This window comes from Gilliamella sp. Occ3-1 (assembly GCF_001690655.1).
Classification (GTDB): Bacteria; Pseudomonadota; Gammaproteobacteria; order Enterobacterales; family Orbaceae; genus Gilliamella; species Gilliamella apicola_P.
The window spans coordinates 123,687-142,129 of sequence record NZ_LZHQ01000011.1 but is presented as its reverse complement, the minus strand read 5'-3'; the positions used below and the strand labels follow the sequence as shown (position 1 = coordinate 142,129).

Genomic DNA, 18,443 nt, shown 5'->3' with positions numbered 1-18,443 from the left:
TTACTGGTACTTATTAGCAAATTGATTAGAATAACAATTATCAAATAACAAGGAGGACATTATGCCTTTACTAGACAGTTTTAAAGTTGATCACACAAAAATGAAAGCGCCCTTTGTGAGAATTGCAAAAACAATGGCAACCCCAAAAGGTGACAACATTACTGTGTTTGATCTACGCTTTACCATTCCAAACAAAGACAACCTTCCAGAAAAAGGAATTCATACATTAGAACATTTATTTGCTGGTTTTATGCGAGATCATCTTAACAGTGATAAAGTTGAAATAATCGATATTTCACCAATGGGATGCCGCACAGGTTTTTATATGAGCTTAATTGGCAATCCGAATGAGGCATTAGTTGTCGATGCATGGCTAAAATCAATGCATAACGTCTTAAATGTTAAATCGCAAAACCAGATTCCTGAATTAAACGAGTATCAATGTGGTACCTATAAAATGCACTCATTAGATGAAGCTCAAGACATTGCTGAACAAATTATAAAATCTGGCATTAGCATATGCCATAATGATGAAATCGCATTAACTGATGAGCAACTTGCCCAAATTAATAATCACTAGGAGGTATCTATGCCTAATGTCGTTATAGACTTTTTAGAAGGTCGCACTGTAGAGCAAAAAAGAGAAATGGCAAAACGGGTAACTAATGCCATCGTTGAAACCCTTAAATGTAAACCAGAAGCAGTTCAAATCATTATGCACGAATTATCTAAAGATCAAATTGCTAATGGTGGTGTACTACACACTGATAAAGATTGATATGAAACGGGCTAAATAACTGGCAGAACACCACATAAACCTAAATTAAAATCCATCTTTTATACCAATTAACTACAAAACTCAAAATAATATTTTGTATTTTGAGTTTTTATTACCAAATTATTTTTATTATTCAAGATAAATTCAATCGCAAACCAACAAATTGTCTTGATTTACCTAACTCTTTAATGCTTACAATTATAGTGATTAAGATGAAGCAAGTGTCCCATTTTATTTGCTTTTGTTTCTAAATAATGTTCGTTATTTGGATTTTCGCCAACTTCTAATGGCACCCGTTGCATAATTTTAATGCCAGACTGTTCAAGTACTCGTATTTTTTCTGGATTATTAGTTAGTAGGCGAATTTGTGATACGCCTAATAAAGTTAGCATATCTGCGCATAGAGTGAAATCGCGTTCGTCTGCTGCAAACCCCAATTGTTCATTAGCTTCAACCGTATCCAAACCTTGATCTTGTAGCGCATAAGCTCTGATTTTATTCAATAAACCAATATTGCGGCCTTCTTGCCGGTGATAAATTAAAATCCCTTTACCTTCCTTTGCAATTTGTTTTAATGCTGCTTTTAACTGAAAGCCACAATCGCAGCGTAGGCTAAAAAGTGCATCACCTGTTAAGCATTCAGAATGAATTCTTGTAAGAACTGGTGTATCGCCAGATATATCACCAAATACTAATGCGACATGATCCTTTTTTGTTGCAATTTCTTCAAATCCAACAATAATAAAACATCCCCAAGGCGTTGGTAATTTTGCTTGTGCAACACGTTTTAATTGCATTATTATCTCCATTTTTAATAAGCATAAATAAGATTTTATAAAAATAAATTTATCTTCTATGCTAAAATATTAAGCAAAAGCAATTTATACTTAATTGAGTTTATAAATGAGGTTAGTAATAAAAAAAACAATAGTCTTATTGGCTATTTTCCTAGCTGTTCCTTTTACTATTATAGCCATAAATTGGCATTGGCAACCAGTGTCCTTAAATAATACATCTAAATATTTATTCTTAATAACTGAAACGGCAAGTTTCCCTTGGGGAATAATCACCTCAACAATCTTATTTATTGCATTTTGTCTGTTATTACAAAAAAAAACAAAAAAAAGAATTATATTATTATGGTTACTTCTTGTTAGCGCAATATTAAGTGGGCAAATAATTAAAAGCCTTTTAAAATCACAAATAGCTGAATCACGGCCTTATGTACTTTGGATGGCTCAGGAATATAATATTAGTGATCAACAATTTTATTCGAAATCTCTATCAGAAAGAAAAGAATTTATCCATCAATTATTTAAAAATTCATTAACAATTCCAAGTTGGCTATCAAACCACTGGCAAAATGAAACTGGATACGCTTTACCCTCTGGGCATACCTTATTAGCTGTAACTTGGGCATTATTAGCTTTAACATTGCTAAAATTTAAACAACACTATGCGATAATATCATTTATCATTATTTGGACAATATTTATTGAATTAAGCAGATTATTATTAGGAATGCACAGCCCAATTGACATAATAACAAGTATATTAATCTCATGGATTATTTCATTAATCTGCTATTTTTATGCTAAAAAATGGCATATAGTAGACAAATAATTGTTAAATACTTTGATAAAGTGTCATTTACAACGAACTACTTTTATTTTAGAAAGTTATAATTAACAGCCTAACAAGCCAAACATATAAAGAATTTACAAAAATAGACGAGAAAAAACAAAAAGTTTAATTAAAAATCAAAAAGAAAGGTCAACATAATGAAATTTGTTATATCAATTTTATTTATAATCATCATTTTTGCCATCTCAATAGCAATGAGTTCAGCTAACAATCAGATAGTAACATTCAATTATTTGATAGCTAAAACTGAAATTCACCTATCGGGATTAATAGCAATTTTATTTGGTTCAGGCTTTATATTTGGTTGGATATTAACCGGTATTTTCTTTCTAAAATCTAAATTACAGCACTCATCAACAAAACGTAAACTAAATAAATTACAAAAAAAATACGATGAAGGCATGACTAATAAGCAAATAAACACAACTAAAGCTAATTAAGAATAGGTTATTATGTTTGAACTGTTATTTTTGTTGCTCCCTATTGCCGCCGCATACGGTTGGTATATGGGTGACAGAAATGCAAAACAAAAATATCTAAATGAATCTAACCGTCTATCTCGTGAATATGTTGATGGTTTGAATTTTCTTTTATCTAATCAAAAAGATAAAGCTGTCGATCTTTTTTTAGACATGCTAAAAGAAGACGATGGCACACTTGAGGCGCATTTAACATTAGGTAACTTATTTCGCTCTCGGGGTGAAGTTGATAGAGCGATCCGTATTCATCAAGCACTATTAGAGAGCTCATCTTTAACATTCGAACAGAGACTATTAGCTATTCAACAACTAGGTCGTGATTATATGGTTGCCGGTCTTTATGATCGTGCTGAAAAGACGTTTTTGCAATTAATTGATGAAGAAGATTTTCAGCAACATGCATTACAGCAACTTATTATCATATATCAATCAACCAGTGAATGGATAAATGCCATCAACATAGCAACTAAATTGGTCAAACTTGGCAATGAAAAATATAAAACCGATATTGCACAATTTTATTGTGAATTGGCATCACTGGCTATTGCTAATGATGATCTCGATAAAGCCAATAGCCTATTACAAAAATCAGCAATGGCAGACACTAAATGTGCTCGTACTTCACTCATGTTGGGGCAAGTTCTTATGGTACAAAACAAAACAGAGCAAGCTGTCAAATCTTTTAAACAAATATTACAACAAGACAAAACTTTTATTGGCGAAGCATTACCTTTATTAAAAGATTGCTACCTAAAGCTAAATAATCAACATGAATTTCAAGAATTTTTACAATTATGTGTCGATCAAGATACCGGTAATGTAGCCGAATTAATGCTTGCTGATATTATAGAAAAAGAAAAAGGCCTAGATGCTGCACAATACTACATGTATCGCGAATTAATTAAACATCCTAATTTAAAAGGATTTTACCGACTAATGAATTATCATGTTGCTGATGCAGAAAAAGGTAAAGCCAGAGAAAGCCTTTTACTTTTACGCAACATGGTTGGCGAACAAATAAAAACGGTACCCAATTATCGATGCCAAAAATGTGGGTTCACAGTTAACTCGCTTTACTGGTTATGCCCTGCTTGCCGTTCATGGTCAACAATAAAACCTGTTCGTGATTTTGAACAACATTAAGATAAATAAAAAAGAGATTTTTATGTTTTTAATTGATTCACACTGCCATTTAGATAGTTTAGACTTTAGTACTAAATCTATAAAAGATATTTTACAAGAAGCTACCAACAATGACGTTAAACATTGCCTAAGCGTGGCAACAACTCTGTCGGGCTATGAATCGATGAAACATAGACTTACGCCTTATCAAACTCAATGCTCTTTCTCGTGTGGGATTCATCCACTTAATCTTGATGAAGAAACCTACGATGCCAAACGCTTTCAAACTTTAGCACAAGAAGACAACGTCATTGCACTTGGTGAAACGGGGCTTGATTATTACTACCAACAAGATAATCTAGAACTACAGCAAACTATATTTAAAGAACATATTCGATTAGGACGAAAACTAAGCAAACCCGTTATTGTCCATACACGTAATGCTAAAGAAGACACTTTAAGAATTTTAAAAGATGAGCATGTCCACTCTGGTGTTTTGCACTGTTTTACAGAAGATATCGAAACAGCAAAACAACTATTGGATCTTGGTTTTTATATTTCTTTTTCAGGGATTATCACCTTTAAAAATGCCGAGGCCCTACGCGAAGTTGCTAAATATGTTCCGCTTGATCGTATCTTGGTCGAAACAGACTCACCTTATCTTGCTCCCGTACCATATCGAGGGAAAGAAAACCAACCCGCGTATGTTCGTGTAGTTGCACAATATTTATCTGCTTTAAAAGGTGTTTCTTTAGAGGATATAGCCCAAAAAACCGCCCATAATTTTTGCCAGTTATTCAATCTTCAAGGAAAATTAAATGAATTATAAATTAACTATTGATTGGGATGATTTTTTAACAAACTATTGGCAAAAAAAACCGGTAATCTTACGCAAAGCATTTGTTAATTTTATTGATCCTATAACTCCAGACGAACTAGCTGGTTTAGCGATGGAAGAAGAAATTGATAGCCGAATTGTTTCTAATAAAGATGGTGTTTGGGATGCTAAATTTGGGCCATTTACTCAATACGATAACTTAGGTAAAGATCATTGGAGCTTGTTAGTACAAGCTGTTGACCATTGGCATGAACAAGCGGCGACCTTACTTAAGCCGTTTAAATGCCTTCCACAATGGCAATTTGATGATCTAATGATTTCTTACGCAACACAAGGCGCCGGAGTTGGACCTCATATTGATAATTATGATGTATTTATTATCCAAGGCATGGGGAGCAGGCACTGGCAAGTTGGCGATCGCGATCCAAATTATAAACAATTTAATGCACACAAAGCATTATTACATGTAAAAGAATATCAACCAATCATTGACGAAGATATCGCCACAGGCGATATTCTATATATCCCAACAGGTTGTCCGCATAATGGTACATCAATTGGAGAATCATTAAGTTATTCTGTCGGTTTTATGATACAAACATCACAACAACTACTAAGTAGCTTTGCTGATTATGTCATTGATAACCTACCAATTAGTATTTATTATCAAGATCCAGATTTAAAGCTACCTAACGATCCTCATCGAGTTCAACCTTATGAATTAACAAAGGTACAAGATCAAATTATTGACCTAATCAAAACACCTTCATTATTTAACGATTGGTTCGGTAGACACATTACTTTACCAATGCACGATCTAAATATTGTACCCGTTGAACCACCATACAATTATGAAGAATTTGAATCATTACTAAAAACGAGTGCAGAGCTACGCCGTGTACAAAGTATTCGAATCTTTAAAGTAGGTGATTTTGGCTATATTCATGGTGAAAAAATTGACTTACCAATGCCTATCATTGATCTACTTTGTGAAACTGAAACACTATATTACGAACAGTTACAGGATAAAAACACGCTTAAAGTCATGCTTGATCTTGTCAACAAAGGTTATTGGTACTTTGCTGAAGATTAAATAAATCAACTACCGATAATAAAATCGACAGATAAAACGACTGTTTAGGGCATTAAGCTTGGCTTTTTATTAGTTTTAAGTATATACTTGCCCCGCTTTAATTTACCCTCCGTTTAATCACAAATTAAACATCATAAAACGCAAATTTTAAGTGACATCTATTTTTAAAAACTAGAGGTATGCATGAAAACTGAAGCAAACATAGCCTTGCAAGCAGAAAGTGAAAACGAACACACAACCCCGTATCAAAAAAGAACCCTTTTTGCATCCACTGTCGGTTACGCACTTGATGGCATGGATATGATGATTTTAGGTGTATGTTTTAGTCTAATCTCGACCAGCTTTAACCTAACTAAAGCTGATTTAGGAACCTTAACATCAGTAACCTTACTTGGCGCCGTATTAGGCGGTATTTTATTTGGTATCCTTGCCGATAAATATGGTCGAGTAAGAGTCTTTTCATGGACTATTTTAATATTTTCTCTTTTCACTGGGTTATGTGCAATTTCACCTAACTATGAATGCTTTTTAATTTTTCGCTTTTTAAGTGGACTTGGTCTTGGTGGTGAATTTGGAATTGGTATGACTCTAGTTTCTGAAAGCTGGCCTAAAAATAAACGTTCAAGAGCAACATCCATTGTTGCATTAGGCTTTCAAGCTGGTATCATTTTAGCTGCATTAACCGTCAATTTTATTGGTGAAATTTATGGTTGGCGCTGGGCTTTTGCCATAGGGGTACTGCCAGCTCTATTTGTTGCTTGGACACGTAAAGGTCTAAAAGAACCAGAAATCTGGCAAAATTTAAAAGCTCAAAACAAAAATAAAATTGCCATTGGCAAATTATTTAAAAATCCTCGAACTATAGCAACTACAACCGGGTTAACTATTGCTTGTGCAGTACAAAATTTTGGTTTTTATGGACTCATGGTTTGGATGCCCAATATGATTGCAACTGAACTCAAATTACCATTTAAAAATACAATGTTCTGGACCATTTCAACAACAATTGGTATGTCACTAGGGATCTTAATTTTTGGTTGGTTATGTGATAAATTTGGTCGCCGTCCTTCTTATATCCTATTTTTATTCGTTTCAGCAGTTTCAATTTGGTTTTATTTTCATCAAACTGATATGTTTATATTAATCATATTTGGTTCAGCAATTGGCTTTTTTGTCAATGGGATGATGGGTGGCTACGGAGCATTACTTGCTGAACACTATCCGACAGATGCTCGCTCAAGTGCTGAAAATATTATTTTTAATGTGGGTCGAGGAATTGCTGGAATATCGCAAGTTCTAATTGCATATTTAGCTACTGTTTACTCAATTAGCTACGCATTAGCTTTACTGTCAGCAGCTTATTTATTATCAGCAGCTGCATTCGTATTTTTAATACCTGAAACAAAAGGTAAAGAACTAGAATAAAATGACTAAAACAGGGTGATGATCTCCCTGTTTTTTATGTTATTTTGATTAAAATTATATCAAAAAATTAAATTATTTTAATCAGCAGTACAAGAAGCTGGCGCCAATTGCACACTAAAAACTTTTCATCATTAATATAGTATATTATAACTGACACCATTTAGAAATGCGTCTCTATACCGTTTAAGTTGTAGGTTATTACTACAGTAAAGATTTTTTCGATATTTCCGTTATCTATTGAAGCATTAATAACATATTTATAATTAAGTAATCTATTATCTTTTGCTATTTCAACTAAATTAGTTTTTACATCAATTTTAACTGGAAAAATTTTTTATTCTTTATTAATAATGGTATTTTGCAAAAAATTGATACCTATATTTTAAAAAAATCACAACTTTTTAAATTGGCATTGAATTTTAAATTAACGCAACTGAAAAGGACTAAACTCACTAAACTTGCAAATATTGATTCTGCAAGTTTCATTTTTACCAATTATTTAAAATACTGACGTCAGAACAATATAATATTTTACAGTTTCAAACTAAAGAAACAATAAAAAGGGCTTTGATAAGCCCTTTTTTACCAATAAATTTTAACTATTTATTTTATTCAGATTAAACTAAAATATATTTAATCATTATTATCACAATCACTCGATTTTACGTCCACTGAAAGGACTTTATCATCATTGATATAATAATTATAATTAGCTCCTCTAGGGAATACTAATCTTAGTGTCTTCATACTAGAGTCATCACCACAATAAAACGCAACCAATTTGTTTTTTAAATTTTTTTGATTGCTTTCAGCCTGTAATGCATCTTTAGTCAGATTATTCACTATATATTTATAATTAATTTCATTGCTATTTGTCGATACATCAACTAAAGTGGTGCTCGGATCAATGGTTACAGGTAGTTTTGTTTTAATCGCCTTAATCATCATATCTTGAGCCACACTATAATTACCTTCTTCTACCTTATTAAGCATATATTCTTTTTCCGATTTTGTTTGTTCATACAAATCTTTAGCTTTATCACTAACTGCTGAACTTACTTGCTTAACTTGGTCTTCAATTTTTGAACCTAACTGACTAGCCTTATCACTTATATCTGCGCCTAATTGACTAGCCTTATCTCCAATTTCTGAGCCTAATTGATTAGCTTTGTCACTTATATCTGAACTTGTTTGCTCGACCTTCTGTTTCATATCATCAGTTTTTGATTTCGAATTATCACAATTGATTAAAAAAAGCCCTAACACGATCATAGTGATCACTTTAAAAAGTTTCATTTTTTTTCCTTTCTGTTTCTACTCAATTTTTGGCTATTATAAATTAACTCATAATAGTCTATTGGTTTAAAAAAATTAATTCTATATAACATAAATAGTAAAAGAGCTTAAATAAGCTCTTTTACTATAACAAATATCAACTAGTTAATATGCATACCTCCTGTAACACCATAAGTTTCGCCAGTTGTATAACTTGATTCTTCAGACGCTAAGTGCACATAAACACTAGCAAGTTCAACTGGTTGACCAGCGCGTTGCAATGGAGTTTGTTTACCAAACTCAGGAATGGCATCACTTGGCTGACCACCACAAATTTGTAATGGAGTCCAAACTGGACCTGGTGCTACTGAGTTTACGCGAATACCTTTATGTCCTAATTGTTTAGCTAATCCACGCGTAAATGCAATGATAGCTGTTTTGGTTGCGGCGTAATCTAATAAATTACTGCTAGGTTGATATGCTTGGAGAGATGAAGTTGTAATAATTGTTGAACCTGGTTTTAAATAACCCAAAGCCGCTTTAGTGACCCAAAAAAGCGAAAATACATTAACTTCAAAAGTTTCTTTAATTTGCTTGGTGGTAAGTTTCATAATATCTTCAACGGCAACTTGCTTGCCAGCAACCAATGTCAAATTGTCTAATCCACCTAATTGATGGTGCGCTTCTTCAACTAATTTTTTACAAAAAGCCTCGTCACTCAAATCACCTGGGATCAATACAGCTTTGCGCCCTACAGCTTGAATAACCTTAGCCACTTCCTCAGCATCTTTTTGTTCGAAAGGAAGATAATTTATTGCCACATCAGCACCTTCTTTAGCATAAGCAATTGCCGCTGCCCTACCGATACCTGAATCGCCACCAGTAACAAGCATTTTACGCCCTTCTAAGCGACCATGCCCTTGATAGCTTTTTTCGCCACAATCAGGAATTGGATTCATTTCGCACTGTAAAGCTGGTGCAATTTGTGTTTGTTTTGGGAACTTATCGTGATGATATTTAGTAAGTGGATTGTAGATCTGTTTGCTCATAATTTTCTCCTAAGTTAAACATGTATTTGAAAACAAATTCAATATAACTTAAATAAAATCAATTAATAATCACAAAATCCTATTGATCAACATATTTTAATCTTTAAAATAACTAACTAATTCAATAAATTATATTTTACTGACAAAAAATTAGAATAATCTTTTTTAAAACTTAATAGTATTGCTCAATATCATCCCCAAAAGAAAAAACAACAAACTGAGGCTAATAATTAACAAAGATGACTTTCCATGATTGGCTCGGTGAGATACTCAAAATTGGTAAAGCCAAAACATTGAATGCTGCATAAATTTGCACCTGCTTAAGTGTATCAAATTAATATATACGAAGCTAGTTATAAAAAACTTAAAGGATAGAATTATTTTTCTCGACAATAATTAAAGCATGTTCACAGTCATGTTTTTAACGCTATAACTAATAGTATTATGATTTTTCGATATATTGAATAAGATAGTGAACTCATCAATATCAATTAGTAACTCATTTTTATTGGTTAAATAACCGAATTTTGAGAATCATTAAGATCACTATTTTCCAATTCCGACATGCGCATCTTGCAAAGCTTTTTAACATTATCGCGATTAATTAAAGCTATATTTAAAACAAAAAATAATTAGTTACAATATTTTATACTAAAACATAATATTTCCTGAAACTTTTTTACAAGTTACTTATACCAAATAACAAAATCAATAAAAAACTATTGCACTTTTTTTTAAAACGAGTATTTTGTTAAAAATATTTTAAGAAATGATAAAAAGTTAATCATCCAACATTATGAAATTTTCACTCAAAATCGTCCTCATCAATATTATTGTCAGCGTGGTCATTATTCCTGCGCGGGGGCGTTTTTGAATAAAAAATATGTTTATACATAAATCAGAAAACCCCCGCTCCCAAAAAGCGGGGTTTTTTTTTATGGTTAATGGATAGGTAAAGTACAAGCGAGGAATAAATGTTAGGAACACAGTGGATAGTAAAAACCTTAAAAGAAAAAGGCGTAACCATCGTTTTTGGATATCCTGGTGGACAAATTATGCCTCTATACGATGCACTTTATGACGGGGGTATTGAACATGTACTATGTCGTCATGAACAAGGTGCTGCCATGGCGGCTATTGGTTATGCTCGTGCAACAGGAAAAACTGGTGTTTGCATTGCCACTTCGGGTCCTGGTGCAACAAATATCATTACAGGTCTTGCTGATGCTTTGGTTGATTCAGTGCCGATTGTTGCTATAACTGGTCAAGTACCAACCAAACTTATTGGTACAGATGCTTTTCAAGAAGTTGATGTTTTGGGATTATCTTTAGCTTGCACCAAATACAGTTATTTAATCGATGATGCACACGATTTACCCAATATATTAGAAGAGGCGTTTAACTTAGCCAATTCTGGAAGACCTGGACCAATATTAATTGATGTTCCCAAAGATATACAGCTTGCAAACCTAGACTATCATAACTATTTAACGCCATCTTCATTAAAAATTGCACAGAATAAAAATCAACTATACCCAATCTTGCCTGATGATATAAAACAAGCCAAACAAATGATCACCCAAGCCCAAAAACCAATGCTTTACATTGGTGGAGGTGTTGGGCTTTCAGGAGCAATATCCGAACTTAGAAACTTTATGGAATTAACACAAATTCCAAGTGTATCAACATTAAAAGGGCTTGGTGTTGCCGATATTAATAATCCCTATTATTTAGGATTAGTCGGTATGCATGGAGCAAAAGCAGCCAATTTAGCAGTGCAAGAATGTGACCTACTAATTGCCCTAGGAGTACGATTTGATGACAGGGTTACTGGCAATCTTAATGAATTTGCACGACATGCTAAAGTACTTCATATTGATATCGATCAAGCTGAAATCAACAAATTACGCCAAAGCCATTTAGGATTACAAGGCGATATAAAGCAAGTTTTACCCCGAATAAATCAAACAGTTTCAATTGATAAATGGCATAAAAAAATTAATCAATTAAAAGCACAATATCCAACTCGCTATGATCACCCCGGTGAAGCTATTTATGCGCCAACTTTATTAAAAACTATCTCTGAGCGAAAATCAGCCAATACTATTGTCACTACTGATGTTGGACAACATCAAATGTGGACAGCACAACATATGCGCTTTAACCACCCTCAAAAATTTATTACATCAAGTGGACTTGGCACAATGGGATTTGGTTTACCATCGGCCGTTGGCGCACAGATGGCAAGACCCAATGACTGTGTAATTTGTGTATCAGGCGATGGATCTTTCATGATGAATGTCCAAGAATTAGCCACTATAAAACGTAAAAAATTGCCAATAAAAATCATATTAATTGATAACCAACGCCTAGGTATGGTTCGCCAATGGCAAGAATTATTTTTTAACGAAAGATACAGCGAAACAAATTTATCAGATAATCCCGACTTTTTAATGCTAGCTAAAGCATTTGATATACCTGGGCAAACTATCAACAAAAAGTCACAAATCGATACTGCGCTCGATAACCTATTCAATACAAAAGGAGCTTATCTTTTACATGTATGCATAGATGAATTAGCAAACGTATGGCCACTGGTACCACCCGGAGCCGCAAACGAAAACATGCTAGATAGAAGTTGTAGGGAGTAAGCAATGAAAGAACAAACACAATACCAAATAGTCATAAAAGCTTATGACAAATTGGGAGCACTTGAACGTATATTACGGGTTATCCGTCATCGGGGTGGACATATTGAATCAATGCAAACGCAAACAATTGAAAACAACATACTAATTATGACATTAATATTAACCACTGAAAGATCGTTTTCGACACTACAAAATCAAGTAGCAAAATTAGAAGATGTAATAGTGATTGAATAATAACAATAGTAAACAACTTATTATTAAATAACATATTAAATTCAAAATAGTAAACTTTTTTAACAGCTAAATTAGCAATTAAGTATAGTACAATGTTTGACCGTTAAATCAAAAACATCTAAAGCAAGGTACATATTTAACAAATTAAAATTAAAGAGGAAAACAAAATGGGCTCTACAGCGAAATCTGATTATATTTGGTTTAATGGTGAAATGGTTCCATGGGCAGATGCAAAAGTTCATGTAATGTCACATGCTTTACATTATGGAACTTCGGTATTTGAAGGTGTACGTTGTTACGATACCCATAAAGGTCCTGCCATTTTTCGCCATAAAGAACATGCACAACGGCTGTTAAATTCAGCAAAAATTTATCGTTTCCCAGTACCTTATTCTCTTGATGAAATCATGGAAGCTACACGACAAATCATCAAAAAAAATAATTTAAAAAGTGCTTATATACGTCCGTTAGTTTTTGTGGGTGATGTGGGTATGGGAGTAAACCCACCTGCTGGTTATAAAACTGATGTCATGATAGCGGCATTTCCATGGGGGGCTTATCTAGGCGAAGAAGCATTAGACGAAGGTATTGATGCAATGGTCTCATCTTGGCATCGCGTTGCATCAAATACAATTCCAGCCGCTGCTAAAGCAGGTGGTAACTATTTATCATCATTATTAATTGGTTCTGAAGCGAGAGCAAATGGCTTCCAAGAAGGTATTGCGTTAGATGTTCATGGACACTTATCTGAAGGTGCTGGTGAAAATCTCTTTATTATTAAAGATGGCATTTTATACACTCCGGTTTTATCGTCATCGGCACTACCCGGTATTACACGTGATGCAGTATTAACGCTAGCACGTGATATTGATATTGAAGTGCGAGAACAAACACTATCACGCGAATCACTTTATCTGGCAGATGAAGTCTTTATGACAGGTACAGCAGCGGAAATTACACCAGTTCGTAGTGTTGACCGCATCCAAGTTGGCATTGGCCGTTGTGGTCCAATTACCAAACAAATCCAACAAACATTCTTTGGTTTATTTAATGGTAAAACTGAAGATAAATATGGTTGGTTAGATCCTGTTAAATAACAAACAAAATCAAAAATCCGCCAAGTGTGCTGGCGGATGACTTTTTAACTTGTGATTAATTTTAAAAACTACAAACCGTTAAACACGGTTACTTGCATAAAAATTGGGAGCAGGAAATGCCGAAATATCGTTCAGCAACCTCGGTCGAGGGCCGAAATATGGCTGGAGCCCGCGCACTATGGCGTGCAACTGGCGTTAAAAATGAAGACTTTGGTAAACCCATCATTGCGGTGGTTAACTCATTCACACAATTTGTACCAGGACATGTCCACCTAAAAAACATTGGACAGCTAGTCGCCAAACAAATTGAAGCATCGGGTGGCATTGCCAAAGAGTTCAATACAATCGCAGTTGATGATGGTATTGCTATGGGACATGGTGGAATGCTTTACTCACTTCCTTCAAGAGAACTCATTGCTGATTCTGTCGAGTATATGGTTAATGCACACTGTGCCGACGCCATGATCTGTATTTCTAACTGCGACAAAATCACACCAGGAATGTTAATGGCTTCGCTTCGTTTAAATATCCCAACCATTTTTGTTTCAGGTGGACCGATGGAAGCAGGCAAAACAAAACTATCTGACCAAATCATTAAATTAGACTTAGTTGACGCAATGATTCAAAGCGCTAACCCAAATGTTAGCGACGCAGATAGCAAAGCCATCGAAGAATCAGCTTGCCCTACTTGTGGTTCTTGCTCAGGTATGTTTACGGCTAACTCCATGAACTGCTTAACTGAAGCATTAGGACTTTCATTACCGGGCAATGGTTCACTTATTGCCACTCACAAACAACGTGAACAACTCTTTTTAAACGCAGCTAAACGCATTGTTGAAATCACCAAACGTTATTATGAACATGATGATGTATCTTACCTGCCTCGTTCAATTGCAACAAAAGCGGCATATGAAAATGCTATGTCATTAGACATTGCTATGGGTGGCTCGACCAACACCGTATTACATTTGTTAGCTACTGCACAAGAAGGTGAAATCGACTTTACCATGTCAGATATAGATAGATTATCGCGAAAAGTCCCACATTTATGTAAAGTAGCGCCAAGTACAGCGCAATATCATATGGAAGATGTTCACCGAGCTGGTGGGGTTGTGTCAATTATGTCAGAACTAGATAAAGCAGGATTACTAAATCGCAATGTACACAACGTTCTAGGACTAACATTACAAGAAACTTTCACCAAATACGACATAACTCAAACTACCGACGAAGCAGTAAAAAAAATGTATCGTAGTGGACCTGCAGGCATTCGCACCACTAAAGCTTTTTCACAAGATTGCTATTGGGATTCACTTGACGATGACCGTGTAAATGGTTGTATTCGTGATAAAGCTCACGCCTATAGTCAAGACGGTGGACTTGCAATACTTTATGGTAATGTTGCACAAGATGGCGCAATTGTTAAGACCGCAGGCGTTGCTGCTGAAAATTTAATTTTCCGAGGCCCAGCAAAAGTATTTGAAAGCCAAGAAGATGCTGTTGATGGCATATTAGGAGGCAAGGTGGTTGAAGGTGATGTCGTTGTCATCATTTATGAAGGACCAAAAGGCGGACCGGGTATGCAAGAGATGCTCTACCCAACCAGTTATTTAAAATCCATGGGTCTAGGCAAAAAATGTGCATTGATAACAGATGGACGATTTTCTGGTGGTTCCTCTGGCTTATCGATTGGTCATATTTCTCCAGAAGCAGCAAATGGCGGCATTATAAGCCTTGTTCGTGATGGTGATATTATTGATATTGATATCCCAAATCGTAAATTAGTACTAGATGTACCAACTTCTGAACTTGAACGTCGACGAGTTGCAGAACTAGAACGAGGTGAAAAAGCATTTACGCCTCATAATCGAGATCGTTACGTCTCATTTGCGCTTAAAGCTTACGCCAGTTTAGCAACAAGCGCAGACAAAGGTGCCGTACGAGATAAAAGTAAATTAGGTGGCTAATTGTGAAACAAGAAAATACTCAACTTACCGGTGCAGATTATTTAAAAGCAACGCTTTGTAGCGCCGTATACGATGTGGCAGAAGTAACTCCACTTGAAAAAATGGAAAAGATCTCAGCAAGAATACACAATCAAGTTTTTGTCAAACGCGAAGACCGCCAACTCGTCCACAGTTTCAAAATCCGTGGAGCACAAGCCATGATAGCCAGCTTAAGTGAAGAAGAACGCAAATGCGGCGTTATTGCCGCGTCGGCTGGCAACCATGCGCAAGGAGTGGCTTTTTCGGCTACAAAATTAGGCATCAGTTCTTTAATCGTTATGCCACTAACAACTGCCGATATCAAAGTTGAAGCTGTAAAAAGTTTTGGTGGTGAAGTATTGCTTTATGGCGCTAACTTTGACGAAGCCAAAACCAAAGCAATGGAACTAGCTAAAGAACAAAATCGCATCTTTATTCCACCATTTGATCATCCGCTAGTAATTGCTGGGCAAGGTAGTATTGCTATGGAACTATTACAACAAAATGCAAAACTTGACCGAATCTTTGTACCTGTTGGTGGTGGTGGGCTTGCCGCAGGCATTGCAGTGTTAATCAAACAAATCATGCCATCAATCAAAGTTATTGCTGTTGAGCCTAAAGACTCAGCTTGCTTAAAAGCTGCATTAGATGCAGGTCACCCTGTTGATTTAGAGCGTGTCGGACTCTTTGCTGAAGGCGTTGCTGTCAAACGAATTGGCGATGAAACATTCAGACTTTGCCGACAATATATTGATGATATTATTACCGTGAATAGCGACGAAATTTGCGCTGCAGTGAAAGACTTATTTGACGATGTACGTGCAATAGCTGAACCATCTGGCGCAGTAGCATTAGCTGGACTAAAAAAATATGTCGATCAGCATAACATCTGTGGTGAAAAACTTGCTCATATACTGTCGGGCGCTAATTTAAACTTCCACAGCTTGCGCTATGTATCAGAACGCTGTGAATTAGGCGAAAAACGTGAAGCGCTATTAGCAGTCACCATCCCAGAGAAGAAAGGCAGTTTTTTAAGTTTCTGTCAGCTATTAGGTGGACGCGCAGTAACCGAATTTAATTACCGCTATCATGATGAAAAATCTGCTTGTATTTTTGTGGGAATAAAAATTTCGAAAAGTGAAGAAAAAGATGAAATTATACAAGAATTTGCTGCTGCAAAATACCCTGTCGTGGATCTAACCGAAGACGAAATGGCAAAACTACATGTACGCTACATGATTGGTGGCAAACCTTGCAAACCGCTTCAAGAACAAGTATACAGTTTTGAGTTCCCTGAATCGCAAGGAGCGTTGCTTAAATTCTTACAAACGTTAGGGACTAATTGGAATATATCAATGTTCCACTATCGTAGCCACGGTACCGATTATGGTCGTGTACTTGCCGCGTTTGAAATCGACGAATCAACCCTTAACCAGTTTAATCAACACCTAACTGAACTCGATTATGGTTTCCACAACGAAACACATAATCCTTCGCTTAAACTGTTTTTAACTAATTAAGGTTAAAATTAGTAATTACTATCCGCCTATAAGGTGGATAGATTTAGTCAGGTTGTGATGGTTTCGTATTTTAGCCTTTTGACGGAAAGGAATTTTGGTGTCAAAAGACTAAAATATGAAAACAAACCAACTCCTAAACTATTTGGTACCTTCTAATAGAAAGTATGAAACGTTTTTACTACAAATCATCTAATTTGATTGATATATCCTTTTACAATATTGATACTTTTTTCAAAGAGTTGTTTTTCATTTTCGTTAAAGTCGAGCTTGATCACTTTTTTAATACCATGTTGATCTAATATTGCAGGAACACCAATTGCAACATTTTTATAGCCATACTCTCCGTCTAAAATACAACTAAGCGCTAATGCTCGGTGGCTATTAGTAAATATATGTTGGCAAATTTCGGTTATGGTGCTAGCTATTCCATATTCAGTACAGTGCTTACGGTTAGCAATTTCAAAGCCCATCTCTCGAGCTTGGGTGCCAATTTCTTCAAAATCGATTCTATTTTTTTCTAAATTATTGAGATTAATCCCATAAACCGATGAATGAGACCAAACTGGAAACTGTGAATCACCATGTTCACCTACAATAAAGGCATCAATGCTTTGTGGACCAATATCCATTTTTTCGCCCAATAATCGACGCAAACGTACCGTATCAAGCCATACCCCTGTACCAATCACTCGATGACGAGGCAAGCCAGATAATTTCCAGACTTGATATGTAATGGCATCGCAAGGATTGGTGGCAATTAAGAATATGCCTTTAAAACCATTGTTCATCATATCAGGCACTATGTTGGTAATGATTTTAGAGGTTCCTGCAAGCTCTTCTGCACGGCTTTTTTGAGCTATGCCTGAAGTTACAGTGATAATCGCAATATCAATATCGGCGCAATCGGTCGATTCGCGTAAACTGACTTTAACCATATTTTGCCGATAGGCCGCCGCATCTAGTAAATCTTGTGCATGCCCATAGGCTAATTCTTTATTAAGATCAACAAGTGCAATTTCTTCGCAAATTCCTCGATTAACCAGTGTATAAGCGGTTGTTGATCCCACATTACCCACGCCGATAATCATCACTTTTCGCAGTTTCATATTAAACCTCGCTTTATTAAAAATAAAGATAAACAACAAATGTTTTCTATAGTATAAAACGTGATCAGTGTGATTTAATATATTATCTTTTCTACTTTAGCTATTATTTAAATAGACGAAATTAGCTACTATTTAATTTAGTTTTAT

17 protein-coding genes are annotated in these 18,443 nt (G+C 35.1%); 13 read left to right on the top strand and 4 right to left on the bottom strand.

The features are described from left to right. Nucleotides 1-61: 61 nt before the first annotated feature. On the top strand, nucleotides 62-580 hold the full coding sequence (gene luxS / locus A9G43_RS03890) for an S-ribosylhomocysteine lyase (RefSeq protein ID WP_065606792.1): 519 nt from the start codon (nucleotides 62-64) through the stop codon (nucleotides 578-580). A gap of 9 nt (nucleotides 581-589) precedes the next feature. After that, nucleotides 590-778, top strand: coding sequence for a 2-hydroxymuconate tautomerase (locus A9G43_RS03885; RefSeq protein WP_065606790.1), 189 nt, complete (start codon nucleotides 590-592; stop codon nucleotides 776-778). A 185-nt stretch (nucleotides 779-963) separates the two neighbouring features. Here the strand turns inward: A9G43_RS03885 and ribA are convergent, their stop codons facing one another. Next, nucleotides 964-1,575: a GTP cyclohydrolase II gene (ribA, locus tag A9G43_RS03880; RefSeq protein ID WP_065606788.1), complete on the bottom strand. Its 612-nt coding sequence runs from the start codon at nucleotides 1,573-1,575 to the stop codon at nucleotides 964-966. 106 nt (nucleotides 1,576-1,681) lie between these two features. Between ribA and A9G43_RS03875 the strand changes: the two genes are divergently transcribed. The 6 genes from A9G43_RS03875 to A9G43_RS03850 all read left to right on the top strand — a co-directional run bounded on the left by A9G43_RS03875 (nucleotide 1,682) and on the right by A9G43_RS03850 (nucleotide 7,379). After that, nucleotides 1,682-2,401, top strand: a complete 720-nt coding sequence (locus tag A9G43_RS03875) for a phosphatase PAP2 family protein (protein ID WP_065606786.1) — start codon at nucleotides 1,682-1,684, stop codon at nucleotides 2,399-2,401. A gap of 158 nt (nucleotides 2,402-2,559) precedes the next feature. Further along, complete coding sequence (locus A9G43_RS03870; RefSeq protein WP_065606784.1) at nucleotides 2,560-2,862, top strand: LapA family protein; 303 nt, start codon at nucleotides 2,560-2,562, stop codon at nucleotides 2,860-2,862. 12 nt (nucleotides 2,863-2,874) lie between these two features. Beyond that, on the top strand, nucleotides 2,875-4,044 hold the full coding sequence (gene lapB / locus A9G43_RS03865) for a lipopolysaccharide assembly protein LapB (RefSeq protein WP_065606782.1): 1,170 nt from the start codon (nucleotides 2,875-2,877) through the stop codon (nucleotides 4,042-4,044). 22 nt (nucleotides 4,045-4,066) lie between these two features. Beyond that, entirely contained in the window at nucleotides 4,067-4,852 is a 786-nt protein-coding gene (locus tag A9G43_RS03860) for a YchF/TatD family DNA exonuclease (protein WP_065606781.1), read from the top strand. Further along, nucleotides 4,842-5,954: a ribosomal protein uL16 3-hydroxylase gene (locus tag A9G43_RS03855; protein ID WP_065606779.1), complete on the top strand. Its 1,113-nt coding sequence runs from the start codon at nucleotides 4,842-4,844 to the stop codon at nucleotides 5,952-5,954. The genes A9G43_RS03860 and A9G43_RS03855 overlap by 11 nt, the downstream gene beginning before the upstream one ends. Nucleotides 5,955-6,137: 183 nt before the next feature. Continuing rightward, a complete protein-coding gene (locus A9G43_RS03850) occupies nucleotides 6,138-7,379 on the top strand; it encodes an MFS transporter (RefSeq protein WP_065606777.1) in 1,242 nt (413 codons plus the stop codon). Nucleotides 7,380-8,012: 633 nt separating this feature from the next. Here A9G43_RS03850 and A9G43_RS03845 read toward each other — a convergent pair. Further along, the gene (locus A9G43_RS03845; protein WP_065606775.1) at nucleotides 8,013-8,675 is read right to left on the bottom strand and encodes a hypothetical protein; all 663 of its coding nucleotides are present in this window, start codon (nucleotides 8,673-8,675) and stop codon (nucleotides 8,013-8,015) included. 140 nt (nucleotides 8,676-8,815) lie between these two features. Then, on the bottom strand, nucleotides 8,816-9,703 hold the full coding sequence (locus A9G43_RS03840; protein ID WP_065606773.1) for an SDR family oxidoreductase: 888 nt from the start codon (nucleotides 9,701-9,703) through the stop codon (nucleotides 8,816-8,818). A 974-nt stretch (nucleotides 9,704-10,677) separates the two neighbouring features. On the opposite strand from A9G43_RS03840, the gene ilvG reads away from it, so the two are divergent. From ilvG to ilvA, 5 genes are all read left to right on the top strand, one after another. Further along, on the top strand, nucleotides 10,678-12,354 hold the full coding sequence (gene ilvG / locus A9G43_RS03835; protein WP_065606771.1) for an acetolactate synthase 2 catalytic subunit: 1,677 nt from the start codon (nucleotides 10,678-10,680) through the stop codon (nucleotides 12,352-12,354). Between the two features lie 3 nt (nucleotides 12,355-12,357). Next, complete coding sequence (locus A9G43_RS03830) at nucleotides 12,358-12,588, top strand: ACT domain-containing protein (RefSeq protein WP_065606769.1); 231 nt, start codon at nucleotides 12,358-12,360, stop codon at nucleotides 12,586-12,588. A 167-nt stretch (nucleotides 12,589-12,755) separates the two neighbouring features. Continuing rightward, nucleotides 12,756-13,685: a branched-chain amino acid transaminase gene (locus A9G43_RS03825; RefSeq protein WP_065606767.1), complete on the top strand. Its 930-nt coding sequence runs from the start codon at nucleotides 12,756-12,758 to the stop codon at nucleotides 13,683-13,685. A 116-nt stretch (nucleotides 13,686-13,801) separates the two neighbouring features. Continuing rightward, nucleotides 13,802-15,652, top strand: a complete 1,851-nt coding sequence (gene ilvD, locus A9G43_RS03820; RefSeq protein ID WP_065606765.1) for a dihydroxy-acid dehydratase — start codon at nucleotides 13,802-13,804, stop codon at nucleotides 15,650-15,652. A 2-nt stretch (nucleotides 15,653-15,654) separates the two neighbouring features. Continuing rightward, nucleotides 15,655-17,190 carry a threonine ammonia-lyase, biosynthetic gene (ilvA, locus tag A9G43_RS03815; RefSeq protein ID WP_255308723.1) on the top strand — a complete coding sequence of 512 codons (1,536 nt, stop codon included), beginning with the start codon at nucleotides 15,655-15,657 and terminating at the stop codon, nucleotides 17,188-17,190. A gap of 185 nt (nucleotides 17,191-17,375) precedes the next feature. On the opposite strand, the gene A9G43_RS03810 is transcribed toward ilvA, so the two are convergent. Beyond that, nucleotides 17,376-18,296: an L-lactate dehydrogenase gene (locus tag A9G43_RS03810; protein WP_065606761.1), complete on the bottom strand. Its 921-nt coding sequence runs from the start codon at nucleotides 18,294-18,296 to the stop codon at nucleotides 17,376-17,378. Between the last annotated feature and the right edge of the window lie 147 nt (nucleotides 18,297-18,443).